The organism is Flavobacterium enshiense, assembly GCF_040750275.1.
In the GTDB taxonomy this organism is placed as follows: domain Bacteria; phylum Bacteroidota; class Bacteroidia; order Flavobacteriales; family Flavobacteriaceae; genus Flavobacterium; species Flavobacterium enshiense_B.
The window spans coordinates 374,254-392,096 of the sequence record NZ_JBDOCV010000005.1; the positions used below are offsets into that span (position 1 = coordinate 374,254).

Sequence of the window (17,843 nt, forward strand, 5' to 3'; positions counted from 1 at the left end):
TTTTGCAATAGGTTACAAATGTATGAATTTGAACCTAAAAAAGTTACAAGATTAACAATTATAGGTTAACTTGTTAAATGAAGGTGTAATTTATTCTAAATCAGCTTCTAAGTTTTCAAGTTCTTCCAGTTCTTTCTTGTCTTCTTCTTTTGATTTTTCGATAGTTTGCTCAAATTGAACATCTTTGGTAACTTCTTCTTTAACGAATATTGCTTTGCCAATTACAATCAGCAAGCAGAACAATGAAGTGAAAAGCAATATTTTAGGAAACGTATTGTGGGTAGGATCTGTTTTTCTGAAGGCAAAAAAGCCTAATAGTAGAGCAAGGCCAATAGGTAAAATGGCTAAAGTTCCCATGGGTAATATCGTAAAAACGATGCTTAAAAGCGTGAAAAAAGCAGTTGGTATGAGCAGTAATTTTTTCATTTTCGAATAAATTTTAAAGACCGCTGGCGCTGGTTAAGTTTATTTGTCCTGTACCAACCGGAATGCTGAATCGGATTAAAGCCGGAATCTTTTTAGTATCGGCGGTAAGCCAGATTAAATTCTTGTCTTTTCCTTTTAAGGCCTGTGTTTTAGCGCCGATTGAGATTTTGTGGCATTCTTTTTTTCCTAAAGTACCGGCATCGGCAGTTTCTTTGCCCATGTATTTAATATAAACCGGAACTTCTTTTTCGTCGAAAACTACGGTGAAGGATTGCATCTGGCCTGCTTTCATTTTGCTGAAATCCAAAGTCCTGATTTTATACAAAAGACTAACCACATCCTGTGAGGCAGGATTAATATTGAAAGTGCGAACACGCTCCGGCATGTTTTTTTTGTTGAGTGTACTGGTAATGGTCTTGCCGTTATTTTTGAAAACGTATTTTTCTTTTTTAGTGTATTTGCCTTCATGAATGTTTCTTTTGTAAAGGCTTGGTCTGAAAGTTTTCGGATTTACATAGGATTCGTAAAGATCCCGGATCTTAAAAAAAGAATCCCATTTACTGAACGTGGCCGCCTGACAGCTTAAATGGAGGTAGCTGTTTTTGGAAGTGTTTACGGTTTCGGCCGTCATGGTAACCTGTGCCACTTGGGTCATAAGTCCACTCATGTTGTAGGATGCAGAATAGACAAGTTTTTCACCCGATTTAACGGTTTGTGCCTGACCATACGCCGAAATAAACAGTGTCAAAGCAAAAAAGAATGCGGTTGTTTTTCTCATGTTTTTGCAAATTCATCACAAATGTATGATTATTTCTTTTTATTGTGGTTTCAGTTGTTGATCATAACTGGTAAATTTGCTTTTTAGTATTAGAATAAAAATTATGGAAAGAAAAATACTTGCAACAGCCGCTTTTTTAGGGGTAACGGCAATTGCTTTAGGGGCTTTCGGGGCACATGGTCTGAAAGCAATGCTTACGGAATCTCAGTTGACGACTTTTGAAACCGGTGTAAAGTACCAGATGTATCATGCTTTGTTCTTGCTGTTTGTGGGAACTACTGTTCAAATCAGTTCGAAAACTAAAAATATTTTGTTTTGGCTGACGAGTATAGGGGTGTTGTTTTTTTCCGGATCGATTTTCCTGCTTTCCACCGCAGGAATAACCGGATTAAGTGCAAAAGTACTAGGACCGGTTACACCAGTAGGCGGTTTGTTGCTGATGGCTGCCTGGATTGTTTTTTTTATTAAAATTCTGGGTAAAAAAGCAGAATAATTGGTTAAAAAAAATATATGTAAAATTAAATTTTTAATTTTGCGTTCTTAAAAACAAACAAACAACACATTATGAATGTTACCAAATCAATTTCATTAGAGAAATACGGAATTAAGAACACGGTTGAGGTAATTTATAATCCGTCGTACGATTTCTTATATAATGAAGAATTAAATCCAAGTTTAGAAGGGTATGAGCAAGGGCAGTTGTCAGAGCTTGGGGCAGTTAACGTAATGACGGGAGTATTCACCGGAAGGTCTCCAAAAGATAAATATATTGTTAAGGATGAGGTAACTCAAGATACGATCTGGTGGACTTCTGAAAAAGCAGTTAATGATAATAAACCAATTTCTCAGGATACTTGGAATGCGTTAAAAGAAACTACAGTTAGTCAGCTTTCCGGTAAGAAATTATATGTTGTGGACGCTTTTTGCGGGGCTAACGAAGATACCCGTTTGAAAGTGCGTTTTATCATGGAAGTGGCTTGGCAGGCACATTTCGTGAAAAACATGTTCATCCGTCCAACAGAAGCAGAATTGGAAACTTTCGGAGAACCGGATTTCATCGTAATGAATGCTTCTAAAACAAGTTTCAAAGATTATGCAGCGCACGGATTGAATTCTGAAGTATACATCGCTTTTAATCTTACGGAAAAAATCCAGTTAATTGGAGGTACTTGGTATGGTGGTGAGATGAAAAAAGGGTTGTTCTCCATGATGAATTACTACCTTCCGTTAAAAGGAATTGCATCCATGCACTGTTCGGCTAACAAAGGTAAAGATGGTGATGTTGCGGTATTCTTCGGATTATCCGGTACAGGAAAAACGACTTTATCCACAGACCCAAAACGTGAATTGATTGGAGATGACGAGCACGGATGGGACAATGACGGGGTGTTCAACTTCGAAGGAGGTTGTTATGCCAAAACCATCGATTTAAGCAAAGAAAACGAACCGGATATTTTCGGAGCGATCAAAAAAGATGCTTTGTTGGAAAATGTTACCCTTGATGCTAACGGTGTTATCGATTTTAAAGACGGTTCTGTAACGCAAAATACACGTGTATCGTACCCAATCGATCATATTGAAAATATTGTAAAGCCGGTTTCTAAAGCGGGTCATGCATCTAAAGTGATCTTCTTAACGGCAGATGCTTTTGGAGTAATGCCACCAGTTTCTAAATTGACGCCAGAGCAAACCAAATATTATTTCTTATCCGGATTTACAGCTAAATTGGCAGGAACGGAAAGAGGGGTTACACAACCGGAGCCGACTTTCTCTGCTTGTTTTGGTAAAGCATTTTTATGTTTACACCCAACCAAATACGGTGAGGAATTGGTGAAAAAAATGGAGCAGCACAATGCTACGGCTTACATGGTAAACACAGGATGGAACGGAACAGGAAAACGTATTTCTATTAAGGATACTCGTGCCATCATTGACAGAATCCTGGATGGTTCTATCGAAAAAGCGGAAACGCAAATTGTACCGATTTTTAATTTAGCAGTACCAACCGCTTTGGAAGGAGTGAATACTGAAATCTTGGATCCTAGAAATACTTACGCTGAAGCTTCCGAATGGACAGCAAAAGCAGAAGATCTAGCAGGAAGATTTGTTAAAAATTTCGTGCAATATACGGATAATGAAGAAGGTAAAAATCTTGTAAACGCCGGGCCTCAGTTGTAATAAAACAGCATTTACTATATATAATCCCAACCGAAAGGTTGGGATTTTTTTGTTTTCTAAAAATGAAATACCGCAGCTTCGCAGATAAAAAACAATTGTTGTAAATAATCTGCGAAGCTGCGGTTGTTTTCTGTTTGATTAATAGAAAGAATAAAAAAAAGCAGCCATTTGGCTGCTTTAAATCGTGTGAAAGTAAAGTTATTTCTCCTTAGATTCTTTGTTTGCTTTAATGATGTATTTTTCCAAAGCCATGGTCATTGATGGCGTTTCCGGAGTTGGTGCCATAATGTCTACACGTAAACCGTGATCCAAAGCTTCTTTTTGAGTTGTGCTTCCGAAAACCGCAATACGGGTGTTGTTCTGAACAAAATCCGGGAAGTTCTTAAATAACGACTTAATTCCTGTAGGGCTGAAAAAAGCTAATACATCGTAATATACATCTGCCAAATCGGAAAGGTCACTCATTACGGTTCTGTAAAAAGTACCCGGTGTCCAATCTACTTTTAAGTTGTTCAACGTTTGAGGAACATCTGCATTTAACTGGTCTGATGACGGTAAAAGGAATTTTTCGTCCTTGTATTTTTTGATCAATGGCGACAAGTCTACAAAATCTTTTTGGCCGACATAAATTTTTCGCTTTCTGTAGACCACATATTTCTGCAGGTAAAAAGCAATAGCTTCCGATTGGCAGAAATATTTTAAGTCTTCCGGTACTTTGTAACGCATTTCTTCTGCTACCCTAAAGAAGTGATCAATAGAGTTTTTGCTGGTTAAGATAATGGCCGTGTAATTGTTTAAATCGATTTTCTGAGTTCTGACCTCTTTCGCAGGAACGCCCTCAACGTGAATGAATGGTCTAAAGTCGATTTTGATTTTCAACTTTTGCTGAAGCTCAAAATAAGGTGAATTTTCCACTTTAGGCTCTGGTTGGGAAACCAGTATAGTTTTCACTTTCATATTAAAAAATAAATCTATTATTCTAACTTTTTGTAAACCAATAATACATGAAATAATAGGGCGCTATTTCAAGTGCGCAAAGATACAAAATAAAATAGAAGAACTTACTTAGGATTAAGTTTTGATAATTTTTTAATGAAAAGAAATATGTGATTATGTTTATTGCTAAAATAACACCTAAAATGCTAATTATTAGTGTTTTTGACAAAAAAGCATTGTAAAATAACAGAATGTTTACCGGTAAAATCATCATTCCGATGTAGGTGCGATAGTTAACTTTTTGTAAATTAAACTGTTCGTTAAATTCTTCAATGTTAAAAGTGGTAGCAATAATTTTTTCGATGAGGTATTTTGAAAGAATGAAAACCCCCAAAAGTGTGATGATCTGGATGTAACTAATCCAGTTGGTTTTGGTGGTAAGCCCAAAAACACTCAGTGTGAGTTGGATCAGAAAGGCAAAAGAAATCAGTTGGATCACAAACATCGAGATGGTAAACCAACTTTGCATGTTGCCACTGTCTTTGTAAATTTTAAGGTATTTGTCGGATATGGCAATGCGGACGAATTCATTAAAACGCACCTCAAAAATCGCTCGGTTTACGGCAATCAGTACAAAACATACCACAAACAGGATGGTAGCCCAGTCTTTGCTTTCTGCAATTCGTTCGTGTAAAAGTAAATCCATCATGATGGGGTAAAAGTACAAATTTTTAGCACTTCATGAAAAAGGAGCCATGTCTTAACTGTATTTTTTTAGAATTGCAGTAAATATGGAAAATCTTGACAAGCAATGTGATTTATTATAATTTTATTGTGAAAGTAGCGTTAGAAAAGCGTTATTTTTGCATGCAAAATTATCAAACATGAGTAGAGGTGTTGTAATCATTCCAACTTATAATGAAATTGAAAATATAGAAAGCATTATAAAAGCTGTGTTTTCTCTGGCAACTCCTTTTCATATATTGATAGTAGATGATAGTTCTCCGGATGGTACTTCGCAAAAGGTAATAGAATTGCAAAACGATTATCCGATTCAGCTTCATTTGGAAAAACGCGAAAAGAAAGCTGGTTTGGGAACGGCTTATGTACACGGATTCAAATGGGCCCTGCAAAATAATTTCGACTATATTTTTGAAATGGATGCCGATTTCTCCCATAATCCCAACGATTTGGAAAAATTGCTGAAAGCTTGTGAAGAAGGAGCAGATATGGCTATCGGGTCGCGTTACATCACTGGTGTAAATGTGGTAAACTGGCCGTTGAGCAGGGTGTTACTGTCCTATTTTGCTTCAGTTTACGTAAATATGATCACCGGTATGAAAATTCATGATACCACTGCGGGATTTGTGTGTTATCGAAGAAGAGCCCTGGAAGCGATCAATCTGGATAAGATTAAATTTATCGGATATGCGTTTCAGATCGAAATGAAATACCGCACTTTTGTCAATAAGTTTAAAATTGTTGAAGTACCCATCATTTTTACAGACCGTACCAAAGGCCAGTCAAAAATGAGTAATGCCATTATTAAAGAAGCTATTTTTGGGGTAATTTCACTGAGAATACGAAAAATGCTAAACCGTTTATAAACCGCATGAACCACACACTAATTAAAAACGCCAGAATTGTAAACGAAGGGACAATTTTCGAAGGCGATTTGCTTATCGAAAACGAATTCATTAAAGAGATTGGGGAAAACATCAGTGCCAAACCCAATTATACCGTGGTAGATGCTCAGGGTAGTTATCTGATTCCGGGTGTAATTGACGATCAGGTACACTTCCGTGAACCGGGTTTGACGCACAAAGGTGATATTGCTTCCGAATCCAGAGCAGCGATTGCGGGCGGCGTAACGTCCTTTATTGAGCAGCCGAATACGGTTCCTAATGCGGTTACGCAGGAATTGTTGGAGCAAAAATATCAAATTGCTTCCCAAAGTTCGTTTGCAAACTATTCGTTTATGATGGGCGGTACCAATGATAATCTGGAGGAAGTGTTGAAAACCAATCCGAGAAATGTAGCGGGGATCAAGTTGTTTTTAGGCTCGTCTACCGGAAATATGCTGGTGGATAACGAAGAGGTTTTGGAGAAAATTTTCTCGAGTACTCCAATGCTTATAGCGGTACATTGCGAAGATGAAGCGACCATAAAAACCAATCTGGAAAAATACAAAGCGGAATATGGAGACAACATTCCGATGGAATTCCATCATTTAATCCGAAGTGAAGAAGCCTGTTACCTGTCATCATCCAAGGCCATTGAGCTGGCGAAGAAAACAGGGGCAAGATTGCATATTTTCCATGTGTCAACGGCAAAAGAAACAGATTTGTTCACCAATAAAATTCCGTTAGAAGAAAAGAAAATCACTGCGGAGGTTTGTGTGCATCATTTATGGTTTACCAACGAAGATTACAAAACCAAAGGAACGTTGATCAAATGGAATCCGGCGGTAAAAACGCAAGCCGATAAAGATGGTCTTTGGAAAGCCTTGCTGGACGATCGTATCGATGTAATTGCAACCGACCACGCGCCACATACTTGGGAAGAAAAGCAAAATCCATACACGAGCGCCCCTTCGGGAGGGCCGTTGGTACAGCATTCAGTAGTGGCTATGTTTGAAGCACATTTGCAAGGGAAAATTTCTGTGGAGAAAATCGTCGAGAAAATGGCGCACAATCCGGCAAAGGTTTTTAGAATTGAAAAACGCGGTTTTATCCGCGAAGGTTATTTTGCCGATTTAACCCTTGTGAATACCACCGCACCATGGACCGTTAATAAAGATAATTTGTTGTATAAATGTGGTTGGTCACCGATGGAAGGCACTAATTTTAAATCGCGAATTTCCCATACCTTTGTTAATGGTCATTTGGCTTATACCAATGGTAAGGTAAAGGAGGATCGATTCGGACAACGTTTATTATTTGAAGTGTAGATGAAAAAAATAATTATTTTCTTTGGTTTGGTTTTGATGGTTTCCTGTGGCGATACGGCCATGGAAAAACCGGACAACCTTATTGAAAAGGATGTAATGATAGCCATTCTTTATGATATTGCAGTATTGCAGGCAACAGAGAATACCAATGCTGCCCTTTTTCAGCAAAATGGGATACAGCCTGGGGCATTTATCTATAAGAAATACAATATCGACAGTTTGACTTTTGCTCAAAGCAATCGGTATTATGCAACCGATCCACAGCAATATAAAGAGATGTTTGGTATGGTGTACCACCAAATCGAGCAGAAACAATTGGAGCTGAATCAAAAATCAGTACAGGAAACCGGTAAAGCTATTGCTCCTTCTGATGCGCCTGCGATACAGTAAGCAAACATGTTCTCATGGGCTTAAACGTATAATTAAGGCAATTGATAATCTTTGAGTTGTCGTAAATATCCAAAGAATGAGAGGATTTTGAAGTTGCTCGGGTAAAACTTCTCTTTTTGAAAAACAATTTTGAAAACAACCAGTCTGCCCGCCAGGCTATGGAAGTCATATAAGGTCTTGCATAAAAGTAAGGCCTTTTTTTATGCATGGCATCCGCTAAGATGGTAAGCAGATCCTGTAGGTTTATGTTTTCGGAAACAATGGTAAAACGTTCTCCGAAAATGCCCCGATCCATTACTTCTGTCATGATATGCACTACGTCTTCTACGGAAGTAATACCTGTGGAGCCTTTCGTGTAAAAAGGAAATCCTTTTCGGATCTTTTCCAACAGTTCGCCACTTCCTGAAGTGCCAAAACCCTTACCGAAAATAATCCCGGGATTTACCACGACTACGTTTAACCCTTCCTGTGAACCGCGCCAAACTTCCATTTCTGCGCCAAATTTCGTTAAGGCGTAGTCGCCATGGTTTTTTTCAGGATTCCATTCGGTTGCTTCCGAAATTACGGTTTCGCCTTCTTTGGTATCGCCTAAAGCAGCAATTGAACTTACATAGCAGAATTTTTCAACACCGAAGTCAATGGCACAATTCACCATATTTGCGGTGCCTTCGATATTTACTTTACGTAGTTGTTCTTCGTCTTTAGGATCAAAAGAAATAAGGGCGGCACAATGGTATACAGCAGTTACACCGTTGAAAGCCGGTTCCAGAGCGGGAATGTCATTGATGTCAGCCTGTACCCATTCAATTTTGTTGAATAAGTCGGATTTGTTTTCCGTCTTGAAAAGGTTTCGGGTCTTGTTAATGGAGAAATCCGAACGATAAATAGCGCGAACCGCTTCATTTTTATGAAGCAAATACAGTAGTAGGTGCGCTCCTACCAAACCGGTTCCGCCAGTGACTAATATCATACGAACAAAGATAATTAGATTGTTGGATTATTGGAATTTTCGAAACGTAAAGATTTTCAAATTGTCTAATTACCATTATCTTTGCTGAAATTGAATACAAACATGAAAAATTTTATTGAAGAAGTGACTTGGAGAGGAATGCTCCACGACGTAATGCCAGGCACCGAAGAACATTTGATGGAGCAGATGCGTGTGGCGTATGTGGGTATTGATCCAACCGCCGATTCATTGCATATAGGTCATTTGGTTGGTGTTATGTTGTTGAGACACTTCCAGTTAAGTGGTCACAAGCCGTTAGCTTTGGTGGGCGGTGCAACGGGAATGATTGGCGATCCGTCAGGAAAATCAAATGAAAGAAACCTTTTGGATGAAGCGACTTTGCGTCATAATCAGGAGGCGATTAAAGGACAGTTGGCAAGATTTTTAGATTTTGCATCCAACGAGCCTAACGCCGCGGAATTAGTAAACAATTACGATTGGATGAAAGAATTCTCTTTTTTAGGATTCATTCGCGATGTCGGAAAACATATTTCGGTGAACTATATGATGGCGAAAGATTCCGTTAAAAAACGTTTGACCGGGGAAGCTTCGGAAGGGATGTCGTTTACGGAGTTTACCTATCAGCTTGTACAAGGATTCGATTTTCTGCACTTATACCGTACCAAAAATTGTACTTTGCAAATGGGAGGCAGTGATCAGTGGGGGAATATTACCACGGGAACGGAATTGGTTCGAAGAATTGAAGCGGGAAAAGCCTATGCTTTAACTTGTCCTTTGATTACCAAAGCAGACGGAACCAAATTCGGTAAATCGGAAGGTGGAAATATTTGGTTGGATGCGGAAAGAACGTCGCCTTATAAATTCTACCAGTATTGGTTAAACACGTCCGATGTGGATGCGGAAAAATACATTAAGATTTTTACCTTTTTAGATAAAGCGACTGTCGAACAACTGATTTCGGAACACAACGAAGCGCCACATTTAAGAGTGTTGCAGAAGCGTCTGGCGGAAGAAATCACGGTTATGGTGCATTCTAAAGAAGATTTGGAAAATGCTATCGCTGCTTCCAATGCCTTTTTCAGCCCTTCTATGGAGGAATTGAAAAAGTTAGACGAAAAAACGTTTTTGGAAGTGTTTGAAGGAGTGCCACAGGCTGAACTTGCTATGGCGGATTTAGCAGAAGGTCTGGACATGATAGCTGCACTTGCTGCCAAAACAAATTTCTTGGCTTCCAACAGTGACGCACGAAGAGAATTGAAACAAAACGCGGTTTCCCTAAACAAAGAAAAAGTTGGGGAAGAGTATAAAATCACAACCTCCGATTTGATCAACAATCAGTTTTTGTTGCTGCAAAAAGGAAAGAAAAACTACTACGTAATTAGGGTTAAATAACCATCAAATTACAGCCGCGAATATCGGAATTATCAAAACGTCCCAACACTTCGAAAGAATGGTTGGGATATTTTTTGCCCAAATCCTGAGTGGCAATAAAGGAACAGGAATTTACATTGGCCAAATCAATCACGTTGATGCCGCCGGTTTTACCTTCCGAAACATAAGAAAGGGCGTCTTCTGTATCGCGGATTAAGATTTCCATCCAAGGCGGACACTCGAAAATACCGTCTCCCAAAGAATAGGCCTGCGATAAAAGTTCGGTCATGCCGTATTCGGAGTGAATCTCAGAGACTCCAAACCCTTTGCATAATATTTCATGCAGTTCTTCACGGATGATTTCTTTACGCTTGCCTTTCATGCCGCCCGTTTCCATGATAATGGTGTTCTTTAGTTGGAAATTTTGCATTTCAATTAAATCCAACAAAGCGTAGGTGACACCAATTAGTAAAACATTTTGTCCGGAAGCATCGAGTTCGGTTAGCTTTAGGGTTAGTTCGTCGTAATTGTGCAGGTAAAAGCCGCTGTCGGGCTGGTTGGAGCGTTCAATCAAGTCTTTCGCCATGTAAATCAGTGAGGAACCTTCTCTTTCCAGGTAGGATGGTAATAAGGCTAAAACTACATAGTCTTCAATGTTGCCATAGAATTGGGAAAAAGCCAATCGGAAGCTTTCTTCGTAAAAATTTAAATCGCTAACCAAGTGCCGGCTGGTGACCATGCCTGTGGTTCCGCTGCTGGTGAAAGTAATCTGAATCGGATCAGCAGTGCTTAAAACTTCATGCGATTTGAAAAACTGAATCGGCAGAAATGGAATTTCCGTTAATGACTTTACATTGGTTTTGTCTTTCTTCAGCAGTTCACAGAAATTACGATACACTAAATTATTGTCGTATTGATAACGAAATACTTTGAGGGTAAGTTTCTCAAATTCTTTTTTGGAGCCGATGTGGAAAATGTCTGAAGTAGTAAACATGTTGCAAAGGTATAAAAATAAAAAAAGCACCAACTTTCGTCAGTGCTTTCTTTATAAGGATGAAAAGGGTTATTTGATTACTAATTTTCTAGTAGCCGTTTTTCCTTCTTCAGTAATTTTAACTAAGTAAACACCAGCGTTTAATGAAGATACGTTGATCACTTCGTTAGCCGTAGTAGTGTTTAGTACTTCTTTACCTACTACGTCATAGATTGCGATGGTTTTAACACCGTTTGCTGCTGTAGTAATGTGTAAGAAATCATTAGCCGGGTTAGGGTAAACGTTTAATCCGGAAATGTTGTTTTGTTTAACGCTTAGGATTTCTGTAGTTGTGGTAGCAATTCTTAATTCATCAATTGTGATGAATGGTGTAAGATTTGTTGACCCTTGTCTTAACATAAAACCGTTAAGGTTCGAAATTGCTGCTGCAGGGGTGTTAGTCAAATCAGGAGTTGTACCAGCTGTAAAAGTAGCTACAGTTGGGTTGAACCATGCGCTTAAAGTATTGGTAACGAAGTCGTATCCGATAATAACATATACCACGTCTCCAACATTGAAAAAGGCAGTGCTTAAATTGTTTGTAGTGGTTCCTGTAGAATCTAAACCAAGTTGGTATGTGGTTCCTGTTTTTTTGATGAACACACGCGCTCTGAAACTTCCGTTGTCGGCTAATGTTACAAAATAGTCTTGGTTAGCTTCTGTCATGCCACTATTGTCTGTAACATTCATTAAGAAACCAGCATATAAATTGCCCGAAGTGGTGTTGGTGAACGGTGTCATACAGTCAATTCCTCCGTTGTCAAAAGCAACTGAATTTCCTGAAGAAGTTATTCCTGGGTATGATAAGTTGCCTGATACTGCTAGAATGTCATCACCTGTGTTAGCGTTAGACCATCTTTGTGTAGAACCTAAAGCTGTTCCAGCTGTGTAGTTGAAAGGCTCTGAGTAAGGTAAAGTATTTACCGGCTTACATTGTGGAGCGGCTACAACTTTGCTTAAACCGCATGTACCTGTAATGGTCAATGTTACGTTTGTGCCTTCTGGGATATTTGTAATAGTGATATTCCCTGCTGCAGTAGTTGATGGATTATCACCGCCAATTGTTCCGATATTCGAAGATAAGTTATAGGTTCCGGAATTTCCTCCTGTGAAAGGAATCGTTACATTATAAGTGTCAATCGCTAAAGTAACAGCGTCACAAGTAGCTACTTCTGTGCCTAAGTTTAAGCTACATGGGATAGTGCCTAACCAAGTTGAAGAAACGTAAAGTGCATCTATTGTTTCGTTTTGAGATGCGTTGAATTGTCTTAAACAGATTCTGTCAATAGCAGCATTTCCACTTCCGGAAGCAGAAACTTCAGCAGGTCCGGCTGCAGCTTCAGAAGCTGGAATTCCGCTTGCTACTGCCCAAAGACTAACTGCACCGGTTGTGCTGTTGTCATATTTTATAATTATTAAATAGGTAGTATTTAAGCTTAATTCTGTTGGAGTTGCTGCGTAAACACCTGTTGAAGTGTTGGAGATACCAATGTTGAATTTTGTTGCAGCATCAATTGCTGAAGGTTTTACGAAAACTCTTGCTGCTTGGGTTCCAGTATTAGTTGGTGACAAGTGCATGAAGTAACCAGCATTTGCGTTGGTAACATTCAATAGGAAAGAAATGTAAATTGTACTTCCGCTTCCTGGTACAGAAGAGAGTGCTTTGTTAATGTCTTCTCCGGTGTTGTCTAATCTTGCTGCATTTCCGGCCAAAAGACCAGTAATACTTGTTGGACCATCGTTAAAGCCAGCATAAGTAAGTCCGTTGGATGTGCCAACATCAACCGGTTGTGTTCCTGCTCCACTGTGAGCAGTCCATCCGTTGTTTGTTAATAAATCATTATCGGTATAGTTAAAACCATCGTTCAGATAGTTTACCTGTCCGAAAGAAAGGGCACTAATTGTTAAAGTTAACAATAAAGCGTAAAAATGTTTCATAATGAAATGATTTTTAAAAATTGGACAACAAATATAGTGAGTTTTTACTAATCTGTAAAACTTTTAATATGAAATTATAGTTAAGATATAATAATGAACAAGATGCAATTATCTTACAATCAGTTTTCTGGTGGCTGCTGCCTCTCCTTCTTTGATTTTGATAATGTAAACACCTGCGGGAATGGAACCGATAAACAGTTCTTTGTTGCTGATGGTGGATTGTAAAACACGTTTTCCCAATACATCAAAAATTTCCACTTCCTTCTCCAAGTTGTTTTTTGATGAGATGAAAATACGGTCTCCGGAAACAGGGTTAGGGTAGATGCTAAGTCCTTCAATGATGTTTTCCTGAGCTTTGTTCACGGTAGATGCTTTGCTTTCCTGAGCCTGAGCATTCATGGAAAATATAAAGCAAACGAAAAGAATAATATAGATGTAATTTTTCTTCATGTGAATCAATATTGTGTAAATATATAAAAATATTTTCAAAATATATGCCAAAAAAAAACGCTCTTCATCGAAAGAGCGTTTTTTTTATGATTTTATAGAAATTAATTATTGGATTAGGTTAACCCCATTAACAGTAGCCCAAGTTCCTGTTGAAAGGGTAGCCCCTGTAGATGCAGTGTTTGTAGTGTAATTGCCTGCAGGGAATGTTACTGTAAAAGTGTCGGCACCTCTACCGTCTTGTGGAGTAGAACCGTTAATTTTAACATTTGTTAATTTAATTTTACCTGCATTCACCTGATCTGTATTAGTGGCAGCATCCTGAATTCTTACAGCAACCGCATTGGCATCATTATACCCATCGATTACTATGTTTGTGAATTCGCCATTACCTTGTTTTTTGAATTGGATTGCGTCATACTCTACGGAAGCATTTTCGGTTAAAGTTCCAGCGGATCTTTTTAAAGTAATGTTGCTTACTTTTGGTCCGAAAGCATTGTTTACTGATTTCGCTTCGATTTCCATTCCAAAGTTTCCGGTTCCTGTTTGATAAGCATACCAGTTAGTGTTTGCTTCACCTCTCCAACCATCTTGCCAGTCGAAAGAATCATCATAGTTTCCGTAAGAGATTAAGTTTTTGGCACTTACTGTTCCGCCATAAAACTCGAAACCATCATCAGCACCTTTATAAGAAACTAAATTTTCTAAAACCGTTCCCGAACCTACAGAGTAGAAAGAGAAACCGTTCATTTCGCTTGTTCCATCCGTAATTTTTTTACCGGCATATTCTACACGTACGAATTTTAAAGAACCACCATTATGAGAAGCGTTAGTCCCTCCGTACGGTAAAGCCAAACCGTCTTCTGAAGTTGCAGAAGTTGCCCCGCTTGCCCCTACAATTGGTGCATCACCATACATGATGATACCACCCCATGAGCCTGGCATTGCAGAGGATTCTGTAAACACTACCGGTTCTGCAGCTGTTCCGTTGATAATTAATTTTCCACCGTTTTCTACTACTAAAGCATCTACTCCGTTGGAAACATCAGCAGTAATTTTTGAACCAGCATCGAAAGTTAGTGTTACACCAGATTTTATTTTTACAATACCTTTTAAAGTGTAATTTCCGAATGCATATGTTTTACTGGTAGTTGCATCTCCAGTGATTTCTCCGGTTGCAGGAGTTATTGGAGTGATTGTTTCATCATCGTCTGATGAACAGCCTGTAAAAACGGAACTTAAAATTGCCAAACTGAATACTAATTTTTTCATTGTGTTATTTTTTTGATTTGTTGAGACAAAACTAAAACATCTTCTTTTTTAAGGAGTTACGAGAGTATTATCAAAACTTTATATAACAATAAACTATTTGTAAAATTTGTGTTATGAACTGTAAAAAAAATACCCCCAATAAGTATGTGACTTTTTTGGAGGTATTCTAATTGCTGCTTTTTTTAGTTAAAAAGTGTAAGACAGATTTAATGACAAACCAACTCCTTTTTTATATTCTCTCACAACCAAAGAGTTTTCAGAGATTGTTGTGGTGCTGTTTTTTCCCAGTTCAAATCGTTGATACGGATTTAGAATATTATCGGCTGAGAATTTCACGTCGATATTGTCGGATAATTTACTGCTCCATACAAAGTCCAATTTGTGGAAAGGTTTTTCGTAAATATGGTCAATGCCTGCTGTTCCGACGGAGAAAATATTTTCGCCTTTTACGCCGTAAACTAATGAGGTAGTGTTTTTTACGTTTTTCCCTAATGTAAATTCATATTTCAAATCGGAATTGATTAGCCATTCGGAAGCTCCCTGGAGGTTTCTTTTGCTGGAGTTTTCAATCAGGTTGTTTGATCGGTCAATGCTAACTTCTGTTTTCATCAAGGAAGTGTTGAAACCAAGTGACAAGTTGTCTAACTGTTTGGATAAGCGGTTGAACTGGAAGATGAATTCTAATTCAGCTCCAAAAAGCGTTGCTTCTTTTGAGTTTACAAACGTGATTAATTGCGTCGCATTTGATGAGAAAATGGTTTCGATTGGCTTGTCGATTTTTTTACCAAAAACCCCAACGGCAATCATTTCTTTATTGTTGGTGAACAACTCGTATTTTAAATCAACATTGATGTTGCTGGTGTTTTCAAGATTTTCATTTCCTCTTTTAACAGTTCCGTCCGGATCTACAAACTGTACTGGTAAAAGCTCCATTAATACAGGTCTTGTAACGGTTTTCGATGCTGCAAAACGAATGTTGGATAAGTCGTTTAATGCATATTTTGCATTAACAGAAGGTAAGAAATCTAACTCCTCATCTAAATCTTTCAAATATGGATCGGTGATACCAAGAGATAAGGTGCGGTATTTTAATGTTCTTTTTGAACTTTCCAGACGAATACCGCCGTTTACTTCCAATTTCGGGCCGAAGTTCCAAAATAAATTGGCGTAACCTGCATTAACAAACTGATCCAGTTTTGTTTTGTAGTCGGATAACGATTCTTCTTTAAAGAAAAGGGTTCCGTTAGCCACATCACCTGCAATTTGTTCGTTTACATCATTCAGGTTACTTGTGATTAATTGCGAAGTATTTGTTTTTCCGGCTATGAATCGGTATTTCGATGTGATGTTGTTGCGGAAGGTGTTGTATCCGAGTGATAGTCTTTTGGTTTTACCCTCAGCATCTTCGCCAAACTTCCAATTGTACTCCAACATACCGCTGGTGTAGTAGTTTCCTTTGATGGTAAAGTACTGACGGATTAAATTGTTTCCGCCATAAGACATTTGAATTTCTTGGTCGTTAACTTTATTACCGGTAACTACTTTTCTGTCTGGTAAATCGTAGGATGTTTTTACATAAGAAACACCTCCTTTTAAGCTGTGGTTTTTATCCTCTGTTAAGTCGTAAGAAGCTAATAGCTGATTGTTGAAGTAATTTGATTGTTCAAACTGGTTCAGACGTATTAATAAATTAGGATTGTTGCTCAAGCCATTGTTTGAGCCTAACTGATCCTGAATTAAACTTTCCGTAGAACGCAGGTAAAATGAATTTACACCAATTGAACCTCTTTTAGCTTTGTATTTTAAACCGATTAGTGCAGATGAAGCGGTTTGGTATTTATACTGTTTGGTAAAAAAGTTTTTGTTGTACGTTCCCAATCCTTCCAGAAAGGAACGGTCAGCTCCCTCGCGAATAACATATTTGTTTTCTCCGTTAAGGGAAATCACATAGTTAAGGCTGTTGTCGTTTTTAAACTTTATGCGGTCTGTATGTAAGAAACCAATGCTGGTGTTTATTGGACTCGACGATTCGTCTACATTCCAGGAGTTTTGTTTGTGTGTGTCTGCATACTGAGTAGAAGTCATTTGAACGGCAGAAGGTGCGTTTCCGAAAAGGGAAGGCAATTCGCGATCTTTTTTTAATGTACCAAAGAATCCCTGTGTTGAATTTGCATCCTCGGAAATCAGGAAGTTTTCACCGTTATTATTTGTAGTGTATCCAAAACCAACGCTTAATTTGGTTTGGGCCCCTCTGGCTTCAGAAGTTTCAATGTTTACGGTTGCACCGGCAAAATCACCGGAAATATTAGGATTGAATGTTTTGTAAACATTTAATACACCTACAATGTCCGTTGGAAATAAATCCAATGGAATAATCTTTTTGAACGGGCTGTTAGAAGGGGCCTGTAAGTCGTTGATCAATAAGTTGTTGTAACGGTCTTCTAAACCACGAACAAATAAACCGCGTGATTCTACTTTGGTAATACCTGTAATCTTTGTTAATCCTTCTTCTACATCGCTTACACCTTTTCTGGAAAGTTCCTGTGCACCAATAGATTGCTTGATTTCAACTGCTTTTTTCTGTTCGGCTAACAAAGCGGTTTCTTTTTCACGATTCTGCTCTACTTTAATCACTACATCTTCCAGTTCCACGCCTTTTGAACCTAAGGCCTGATTAAAAGTTTTGGTTTCGTCTGCTTTAATGCTGAAAGGAATCTCAACGCTCTCATATCCTAAGAATGAAATCACTAAGGTATGATTGCCTTCGGATACGGAAAGGGTGTATTTTCCACTTTCATCGGTGTTGATTCCGTTTGAAGTACCTTTTAGCATTACTGTTGCAAAAGCCAAAGGTTCGTTGTTCATGTCTTTGTCGGTAATGGTACCGGTTACGGTCCCTTTTTGAGCAAAACCCAAAATAGCGGTAAATAAGGTGATAAATAAAAATTTAAATTTCATTAGTGTGTGTTATTTTAATTTTGGTGCAAAGGAACTTCTGGCAAGTTAATCGGATGTTATTCACCTGTTATGTTTTTGTTGAGCCTGTATTACCAAAACGTTAAGAGATTAAATAATCGTTAACACACAAAATACAACGTACAGCGTTTTGTATTATCTTTACCTTTACAACCCGAAAACACACTATGGTGTCACA

Annotated in this window: 16 protein-coding genes; 6 read left to right on the top strand and 10 right to left on the bottom strand. The window is 38.3% G+C overall.

Translation table 11 applies throughout. From position 1 onward, the window contains the following. Positions 1-90 precede the first annotated feature (90 nt). Both ABGT15_RS10885 and ABGT15_RS10890 read right to left on the bottom strand, forming a co-directional pair. Positions 91-426, bottom strand: a complete 336-nt coding sequence (locus ABGT15_RS10885; RefSeq protein WP_367231453.1) for a hypothetical protein — start codon at positions 424-426, stop codon at positions 91-93. 13 nt (positions 427-439) lie between these two features. Further along, positions 440-1,204 (bottom strand): DUF3108 domain-containing protein, encoded by a 765-nt coding sequence (locus tag ABGT15_RS10890; protein ID WP_367231454.1) that lies wholly within the window; start codon positions 1,202-1,204, stop codon positions 440-442. A gap of 103 nt (positions 1,205-1,307) precedes the next feature. On the opposite strand from ABGT15_RS10890, the gene ABGT15_RS10895 reads away from it, so the two are divergent. Together ABGT15_RS10895 and pckA are read left to right on the top strand one after the other, a co-directional pair. Beyond that, entirely contained in the window at positions 1,308-1,697 is a 390-nt protein-coding gene (locus ABGT15_RS10895; protein ID WP_367231455.1) for a DUF423 domain-containing protein, read from the top strand. 71 nt (positions 1,698-1,768) lie between these two features. Further along, positions 1,769-3,382, top strand: a complete 1,614-nt coding sequence (gene pckA / locus ABGT15_RS10900) for a phosphoenolpyruvate carboxykinase (ATP) (RefSeq protein ID WP_367231456.1) — start codon at positions 1,769-1,771, stop codon at positions 3,380-3,382. A 198-nt stretch (positions 3,383-3,580) separates the two neighbouring features. On the opposite strand, the gene ABGT15_RS10905 is transcribed toward pckA, so the two are convergent. Next, a complete protein-coding gene (locus tag ABGT15_RS10905) occupies positions 3,581-4,339 on the bottom strand; it encodes a uroporphyrinogen-III synthase (RefSeq protein ID WP_367231457.1) in 759 nt (252 codons plus the stop codon). A 22-nt stretch (positions 4,340-4,361) separates the two neighbouring features. Then, complete coding sequence (locus ABGT15_RS10910; protein ID WP_367231458.1) at positions 4,362-5,027, bottom strand: DUF4271 domain-containing protein; 666 nt, start codon at positions 5,025-5,027, stop codon at positions 4,362-4,364. Positions 5,028-5,202: 175 nt separating this feature from the next. Here ABGT15_RS10910 and ABGT15_RS10915 point away from each other — a divergent pair, with 175 nt between their 5' ends. The 3 genes from ABGT15_RS10915 to ABGT15_RS10925 are packed head-to-tail and all read left to right on the top strand — an operon-like array spanning position 5,203 to position 7,658. Then, complete coding sequence (locus tag ABGT15_RS10915) at positions 5,203-5,925, top strand: polyprenol monophosphomannose synthase (RefSeq protein ID WP_367231459.1); 723 nt, start codon at positions 5,203-5,205, stop codon at positions 5,923-5,925. 5 nt (positions 5,926-5,930) lie between these two features. Further along, entirely contained in the window at positions 5,931-7,268 is a 1,338-nt protein-coding gene (locus ABGT15_RS10920; RefSeq protein ID WP_367231460.1) for a dihydroorotase, read from the top strand. Further along, the gene (locus ABGT15_RS10925; RefSeq protein WP_367231462.1) at positions 7,269-7,658 is read left to right on the top strand and encodes a DUF4296 domain-containing protein; all 390 of its coding nucleotides are present in this window, start codon (positions 7,269-7,271) and stop codon (positions 7,656-7,658) included. Here the strand turns inward: ABGT15_RS10925 and ABGT15_RS10930 are convergent. Beyond that, complete coding sequence (locus ABGT15_RS10930; RefSeq protein ID WP_367231463.1) at positions 7,624-8,628, bottom strand: NAD-dependent epimerase/dehydratase family protein; 1,005 nt, start codon at positions 8,626-8,628, stop codon at positions 7,624-7,626. The genes ABGT15_RS10925 and ABGT15_RS10930 overlap by 35 nt on opposite strands. Before the next feature lie 102 nt (positions 8,629-8,730). On the opposite strand from ABGT15_RS10930, the gene tyrS reads away from it, so the two are divergent. Beyond that, positions 8,731-10,020, top strand: coding sequence for a tyrosine--tRNA ligase (gene tyrS, locus ABGT15_RS10935; RefSeq protein ID WP_367231464.1), 1,290 nt, complete (start codon positions 8,731-8,733; stop codon positions 10,018-10,020). Here the strand turns inward: tyrS and ABGT15_RS10940 are convergent. From ABGT15_RS10940 to ABGT15_RS10960, 5 genes are all read right to left on the bottom strand, one after another. Next, positions 10,013-10,993, bottom strand: coding sequence for an acyl transferase (locus ABGT15_RS10940; protein ID WP_367231465.1), 981 nt, complete (start codon positions 10,991-10,993; stop codon positions 10,013-10,015). The two genes, tyrS and ABGT15_RS10940, sit on opposite strands and share 8 nt — an antisense overlap. Positions 10,994-11,062: 69 nt before the next feature. Continuing rightward, positions 11,063-12,970, bottom strand: a complete 1,908-nt coding sequence (locus ABGT15_RS10945; RefSeq protein WP_367231466.1) for a T9SS type A sorting domain-containing protein — start codon at positions 12,968-12,970, stop codon at positions 11,063-11,065. Positions 12,971-13,078: 108 nt separating this feature from the next. Further along, on the bottom strand, positions 13,079-13,420 hold the full coding sequence (locus ABGT15_RS10950) for a T9SS type A sorting domain-containing protein (protein WP_367231467.1): 342 nt from the start codon (positions 13,418-13,420) through the stop codon (positions 13,079-13,081). A 105-nt stretch (positions 13,421-13,525) separates the two neighbouring features. After that, entirely contained in the window at positions 13,526-14,689 is a 1,164-nt protein-coding gene (locus tag ABGT15_RS10955; RefSeq protein ID WP_367231468.1) for a hypothetical protein, read from the bottom strand. A gap of 186 nt (positions 14,690-14,875) precedes the next feature. After that, positions 14,876-17,647 (bottom strand): TonB-dependent receptor, encoded by a 2,772-nt coding sequence (locus ABGT15_RS10960; RefSeq protein ID WP_367231469.1) that lies wholly within the window; start codon positions 17,645-17,647, stop codon positions 14,876-14,878. Positions 17,648-17,843 lie beyond the last annotated feature (196 nt).

Excerpts from the sequence above, each read along its gene's own strand:
- ABGT15_RS10885 (WP_367231453.1), bottom strand. The coding sequence starts at position 426 with ATGAAAAAATTACTGCTCATACCAACTGCTTTTTTCACGCTTTTAAGC.
- ABGT15_RS10890 (WP_367231454.1), bottom strand. The coding sequence starts at position 1,204 with ATGAGAAAAACAACCGCATTCTTTTTTGCTTTGACACTGTTTATTTCG.
- ABGT15_RS10895 (WP_367231455.1), top strand. The coding sequence starts at position 1,308 with ATGGAAAGAAAAATACTTGCAACAGCCGCTTTTTTAGGGGTAACGGCA.
- pckA (WP_367231456.1), top strand. The coding sequence starts at position 1,769 with ATGAATGTTACCAAATCAATTTCATTAGAGAAATACGGAATTAAGAAC.
- ABGT15_RS10905 (WP_367231457.1), bottom strand. The coding sequence starts at position 4,339 with ATGAAAGTGAAAACTATACTGGTTTCCCAACCAGAGCCTAAAGTGGAA.
- ABGT15_RS10910 (WP_367231458.1), bottom strand. The coding sequence starts at position 5,027 with ATGATGGATTTACTTTTACACGAACGAATTGCAGAAAGCAAAGACTGG.
- ABGT15_RS10915 (WP_367231459.1), top strand. The coding sequence starts at position 5,203 with ATGAGTAGAGGTGTTGTAATCATTCCAACTTATAATGAAATTGAAAAT.
- ABGT15_RS10920 (WP_367231460.1), top strand. The coding sequence starts at position 5,931 with ATGAACCACACACTAATTAAAAACGCCAGAATTGTAAACGAAGGGACA.
- ABGT15_RS10925 (WP_367231462.1), top strand. The coding sequence starts at position 7,269 with ATGAAAAAAATAATTATTTTCTTTGGTTTGGTTTTGATGGTTTCCTGT.
- ABGT15_RS10930 (WP_367231463.1), bottom strand. The coding sequence starts at position 8,628 with ATGATATTAGTCACTGGCGGAACCGGTTTGGTAGGAGCGCACCTACTA.
- tyrS (WP_367231464.1), top strand. The coding sequence starts at position 8,731 with ATGAAAAATTTTATTGAAGAAGTGACTTGGAGAGGAATGCTCCACGAC.
- ABGT15_RS10940 (WP_367231465.1), bottom strand. The coding sequence starts at position 10,993 with ATGTTTACTACTTCAGACATTTTCCACATCGGCTCCAAAAAAGAATTT.
- ABGT15_RS10945 (WP_367231466.1), bottom strand. The coding sequence starts at position 12,970 with ATGAAACATTTTTACGCTTTATTGTTAACTTTAACAATTAGTGCCCTT.
- ABGT15_RS10950 (WP_367231467.1), bottom strand. The coding sequence starts at position 13,420 with ATGAAGAAAAATTACATCTATATTATTCTTTTCGTTTGCTTTATATTT.
- ABGT15_RS10955 (WP_367231468.1), bottom strand. The coding sequence starts at position 14,689 with ATGAAAAAATTAGTATTCAGTTTGGCAATTTTAAGTTCCGTTTTTACA.
- ABGT15_RS10960 (WP_367231469.1), bottom strand. The coding sequence starts at position 17,647 with ATGAAATTTAAATTTTTATTTATCACCTTATTTACCGCTATTTTGGGT.